This window comes from Kitasatospora sp. NPDC058965, assembly GCF_042741245.1.
Classification (GTDB): Bacteria; Actinomycetota; Actinomycetes; order Streptomycetales; family Streptomycetaceae; genus Kitasatospora.
In genome coordinates this window covers 1-5280 of sequence record NZ_JBHYKG010000451.1, presented here as the reverse complement: position 1 = coordinate 5280, position 5280 = coordinate 1, and the positions used below count along the sequence as shown (strand labels likewise).

Here is a 5280-nt window from a genome sequence, read left to right as displayed (position 1 = left end):
GGGCGGACTCCTCCTGGAGTCCGCCCCGCACCCCGGCTCGGGTCAGACCTGGATCCGGCGCTGCACCGCGTCGACGATCTCGGCGACCGCCTCGGAGACCGGCACGCCGTTCTTCTGCTCGCCGTTGCGGTAGCGGAAGCTCACCGCGCCGGCCTCGACGTCGTCGTTGCCCGCGAGCAGCATGAACGGGATCTTGGCGCGCTGCGCGTTGCGGATCTTCTTCTGCATCCGGTCGTCCGAGGCGTCCACCTCGACTCGGACCCCGTGCTTCTTCAGCTCGGCCGCGACCTCCTGCAGGTACGGCACGTGCTCGTCGGTGATCGGGATGCCGACCACGGTGACCGGGGCCAGCCACGGCGGCATGGCGCCCGCGTAGTGCTCCAGCAGCACGGCGAAGAACCGCTCGATCGAGCCGAACAGCGCCCGGTGGATCATCACCGGCCGCTGCCGGTTGCCGTCCGCGCCCTGGAACTCCAGCTCGAACCGCTGCGGCAGCTGGAAGTCGACCTGGATGGTGGACATCTGCCAGGTGCGGCCGATCGCGTCCTTCGCCTGCACCGAGATCTTCGGGCCGTAGAAGGCCGCGCCCGCCGGGTCCAGCACCAGGTCGAGGTTCTGCTTCTCGGCCGCCTTGCGCAGCGTCTCGGTGGCCTCCTCCCAGTCCTCGTCCGAGCCGATGTACTTCTCCGGGTCCTTGGTGGACAGCTCCAGGTAGAAGTCGTTCAGCCCGTAGTCGCGCAGCAGGTCCAGCACGAAGGTGAGCAGCGAGTCCAGCTCGCCGGCCATCTGCTCCTTGGTGCAGTAGATGTGCGCGTCGTCCTGGGTGAAGCCGCGGGCCCGGGTCAGGCCGTGCACCACGCCCGACTTCTCGTACCGGTAGACCGTGCCGAACTCGAAGAGCCGCAGCGGCAGTTCACGGTACGACCGACCGCGCGAGCGGTAGATCAGGTTGTGCATCGGGCAGTTCATCGGCTTGAGGTAGTAGTCGATCTCGCCGTCGAGCTTCATGGGCGGGTACATCCCGTCCGCGTACCAGTCCAGGTGGCCGGAGAGCTCGAACAGGGTGCCCTTGGTGGCGTGCGGCGAGTAGACGAACTCGTAGCCGGACTCCTCGTGCCGCTTGCGCGAGTAGTCCTCCATCACCCGGCGCATGATGCCGCCCTTGGGGTGGAAGACCGCCAGGCCCGAACCGATCTCCTCCGGGATGGAGAAGAGGTCCAGCTCGGAGCCGAGCTTGCGGTGGTCGCGCTTGGCGGCCTCCTCCAGGAAGTCCAGGTGCGCCTTCAGCTCGTCCTTGGTCGGCCACGCGGTGCCGTACAGGCGCTGCAGCTGCTTGTTCTTCTCGCTGCCGCGCCAGTAGGCGGCGGCCGAGCGCATGATCTTGAAGGCCGGGATCATCCGGGTGCTGGGCAGGTGCGGGCCGCGGCACAGGTCGCCCCAGCAGAGCTCGCCGCTCTTCGGGTCCAGGTTGTCGTAGATGGTCAGCTCGCCGCCGCCCACCTCGACGTCCGCGCCCTCGCCGGCGGTGGCGGCCGAGCCCTTGAGCCCGATCAGCTCCAGCTTGTACGGCTCGCCGGCCAGCTCCTCGCGGGCCGACTCGTCGGTGACCACCCGGCGGGCGAACTTCTGGCCCTTCTTGATGATCTCCTGCATCTTCTTCTCGATGGCCTTGAGGTCATCGGGGTGGAACGGCTTCTCCACGTCGAAGTCGTAGTAGAAGCCGTCCTTGATCGGCGGGCCGATGCCGAGCTTGGCCTCCGGGAAGAGCTGCTGCACGGCCTGCGCCATCACGTGCGCGGTGGAGTGGCGCAGGATGTTGAGGCCGTCCTGGCTGGTGATGGCGACCGGCTCGACCTCGTCGCCGTCGTGCAGCTGGTGGGCCAGGTCCTTGAGCTCGCCGCCGACCCGGGCGGCGACCACGCTGCGGTCCTCGGCGAACAGGTCGGCGGCGGTGGTGCCCGTCGTCACCACGCGCTCTTCCCGATCGGGTTCGCGGTTGATGATTACCCGGACGTCCGTCACCGGTTTTCTCCTGACGTGCTGGATCTGATGGCCGCAGCTTCCTGCTGCTGCCCCGATGGTACCGAGCCCGGTCCCCCGATCGTGCACCCCTCTCCACGGCCGTGCCAGGGCGTCCCGCCCGGGTTGAACCGGTACCGACCGGGGGTATCACCTGATCGGAACCGCAGTGCGGGCCGGTGCACCGTCAGTCCTCGGCGGTGCACCAGCGGGTCCGGGGAGAGCCCGGGGGATGTGAGGGGTGGTCATGACGCAGCCGTTCCCGATGGACGAGGGCCACTGGTACCGAGGCCCGTTCGCCTCCTTCGACACCGAGACCACCGGCGTGGACGTGGAGCAGGACCGGATCGTCTCGGCCGCCCTGGTGCTGCAGTCCGCGCCCGGCGCCGAGCCCACCCGGCTCTCCTGGCTGGCCGATCCGGGCGTCCCGATCCCCGAGGGCGCCCGCGCCGTGCACGGGATCACCGACGAGCGGGTGCGGGCCGAGGGCCGCCCGCCGGCCCTGGTGACGGCCGAGATAGCGGCCGCGCTGGCCGCGCAGGCACGCGCCGGGGTGCCGCTGGTGGTGATGAACGCGCCCTACGACCTGACCCTGCTGGACCGGGAGTTGCGCCGGCACCGGGACAGCTCGCTGGACGCCTTCCTGGCCGGCGCCGAACTGCTGGTGGTCGACCCGCGGGTGCTGGACAAGCACGTGGACCGCTACCGCAAGGGCCGCCGCACGCTCACCGACCTGTGCGCGCACTACGGCGTGGTGCTGGACGGGGCGCACGACGCGGGTGCCGACGCCTGGGCCGCGCTGCAGCTGGTCCGGGTGCTGGGCGAGCGCTACCAGGGCACCCTGGGCGCCTTCTCCCCCGCCGAGTTGCACCTGCGCCAGCGCACCTGGCACGCGGCGCAGGCCCGCGGCCTGCAGGAGTGGTTCGACCGGTCCGGCACCCCGGAGCGGGTGGACCGCTCCTGGCCGCTCCGGCCGGCCGCGGCGGCCTGAGCCCGCATCAGACGCACCGGGCTTCGGCGGCACGGCAGTTGGGACCGGCGGGCCGACAACGCATCGGGCCCGGACTCCACGAGTGGAGTCCGGGCCCGATGTTGTCCGGTGGGCGATACTGGGATCGAACCAGTGACCCCTTCGGTGTGAACGAAGTGCTCTCCCGCTGAGCTAATCGCCCGGGCAACGAGAAGAACAATAGCACCTCCCCCGGGGTGCCCTGCAACGCGGTTGATCCCCGGGCACCCGACGGCCCGCCAGCCCCGGCCGCCGAAAGGCGGGCTGACGCGGGATCAGTTCGAAAGGGGTTCCGGCCGCGTTCTCCGGGAAGCAGAAAAAAGCGTAGGACCCCGGTGGAAAATAACCAGGGTCCTACGCCTTCTTGCGCAATCCGGTGGGCGATACTGGGATCGAACCAGTGACCCCTTCGGTGTGAACGAAGTGCTCTCCCGCTGAGCTAATCGCCCGGCTGCAGGGAAAACATTACCCCATCCCGGGGGGTGCTCCCGACCACTTACCCCGAGCGACGGCGGCACCGGCCGGACCAGCCCGTCCACCCCCTTCGGTCACTCACCGCAACCAGCCAGGAGGTCGCCCCGCCCCGTCGCCGCGCCTCCCGATATCCGCCGGAACACCGGTCCCGGCGCTTTGTGCAATGCGCCGGAAGGGTTACCGGCGGGGCCCGAATCGGGACAGACGGGTTTACATCGCCGCTGGAGGTGGGATGGTCCGTTCGCCGACGTGCGATTCCCCGAGCGCACACTGAGCGAAAGGCCCTGGCGCTTATGAACACCACGGTCAGCTGCGAGCTGCACCTGCGCCTCATCGTGTCCAGCGAGTCGTCACTGCCCGTCCCCGCGGGCCTGCGCTACGACACTGCCGACCCCTATGCCGTGCACGCCACCTTCCACACCGGCGCCGACGAGACCGTGGAATGGGTGTTCGCCCGCGACCTCCTCGCGGAGGGGCTGCACCGACCCACCGGGACCGGCGATGTCCGGGTGTGGCCGTCACGCAGTCACGGACAGGGTGTCGTCTGCATCGCGCTGAGCTCTCCCGAGGGAGAAGCCCTGCTGGAGGCCCCGGCCCGGGCGCTTGAGTCCTTTCTCAAGCGGACCGACGCCGCGGTGCCGCCCGGCACCGAACACCGTCACTTCGATCTGGATCGGGAGCTGTCGCACATCCTCGCCGAGAGCTGAAGCCGGCGGGGGCGCGTCCCCCGGCGGCCGGTCGTCATCCGTGGCTGTCCTACTCGGGGGCACGGCCACAGGCCCGAGCACGCACCGCGCGCCCGGACCGCGCACACCGTACGGACCGAGCTTCGCGGCGCCGCGCCCACCGGGCGCGGCGGGCAGGCGCTCGGCACCGGCGCCGTGTCCACCCTCCCCCCGGCGGGTGGACACCGCACCGGTGCCGGGCGTCTCCTGCGTTCCACCGCCGCCGCCCGGTAGAGTTCGGCGGTGATGACCGGCCCCGAGCGGGCGGATCCGACCGTCCACGGCGCACGCGAGGAGCTCCCACGTGCTGATCACCCATGACACCGAGTGCGCCCTGGGCATCCTGGTGGACCTGCTCAACACGGCACCCGAGATCAACGGCGCCGAGCAGCTCGCGGACCCGGCGGCGCTGTGCGCGTTCGTGACCCGCCACGACATCAGCGAGGTCGACTCGATCGGCGACTCCGACCTGCGCTCGGTGCGGGAGCTGCGCGGGCAGCTGCGGGAGGTCTTCACCGCCCGGTCCACCGAGAGCGCGGCCGGTCTGGTGAACGCGCTGGTGGCCGCGGTGAACGCGACGCCGCGGCTGACCGACCACGACGGCCACGGCTGGCACATGCACTACTTCGCCCCGCACGCCGCGCTGGCCGACCACCTGGCGGCCGAGCTCGGCATGGCGTTGGGGCTGATCCTGATGGCCGGCGAGCGCGAGCGGCTGCGCCGCTGCGAGGCGCCGGACTGCGCCCGGCTCTTCGTCGACCTGTCCCGCAACCGGTCGCGCCGCTACTGCGACAGCCGCACCTGCGGGAACCGGATGCACGTGGCCGCCTACCGGGCCCGGCAGCGCTCGGCGGCGGACGAGGCCGTCGGCGTCTGACCCGCCGGCCCCGCGCCGCCGGGGCCCGTCCGGCCCTGGCCCCGCCCTAGATGCCGCGCTTGCGCAGGATGTCCTCGATGTCGGAGAAGTCCCCGAGGTCGGCGCCCTGGCCGCGCTGCCCGGTCCGGCCGTCCTGCCCGCCGGCCGGCGCCACCGCCGTCGCGGTGCTCCCGGCC

General features: G+C 71.2%; 4 protein-coding genes and 2 tRNA genes. 3 read left to right on the top strand and 3 right to left on the bottom strand.

The genetic code is table 11. The annotated features are described in order from the left end of the window. Positions 1-42: 42 nt before the first annotated feature. Positions 43-2022 carry a threonine--tRNA ligase gene (gene thrS / locus ACFW1A_RS38220; protein ID WP_380417872.1) on the bottom strand — a complete coding sequence of 660 codons (1980 nt, stop codon included), beginning with the start codon at positions 2020-2022 and terminating at the stop codon, positions 43-45. 244 nt (positions 2023-2266) lie between these two features. On the opposite strand from thrS, the gene ACFW1A_RS38215 reads away from it, so the two are divergent. Further along, positions 2267-3010: a 3'-5' exonuclease gene (locus ACFW1A_RS38215; protein WP_380417870.1), complete on the top strand. Its 744-nt coding sequence runs from the start codon at positions 2267-2269 to the stop codon at positions 3008-3010. Between the two features lie 109 nt (positions 3011-3119). Here ACFW1A_RS38215 and ACFW1A_RS38210 read toward each other — a convergent pair. Then, positions 3120-3191 (bottom strand) — tRNA-Val (locus ACFW1A_RS38210). 214 nt (positions 3192-3405) lie between these two features. Next, positions 3406-3477, bottom strand: a tRNA-Val gene (locus ACFW1A_RS38205). A gap of 318 nt (positions 3478-3795) precedes the next feature. Here ACFW1A_RS38205 and ACFW1A_RS38200 point away from each other — a divergent pair. Both ACFW1A_RS38200 and ACFW1A_RS38195 read left to right on the top strand, forming a co-directional pair. Next, positions 3796-4209, top strand: coding sequence for an SsgA family sporulation/cell division regulator (locus ACFW1A_RS38200; protein WP_030056266.1), 414 nt, complete (start codon positions 3796-3798; stop codon positions 4207-4209). A 322-nt stretch (positions 4210-4531) separates the two neighbouring features. Then, positions 4532-5104: a CGNR zinc finger domain-containing protein gene (locus tag ACFW1A_RS38195; RefSeq protein ID WP_380417868.1), complete on the top strand. Its 573-nt coding sequence runs from the start codon at positions 4532-4534 to the stop codon at positions 5102-5104. Positions 5105-5280 lie beyond the last annotated feature (176 nt).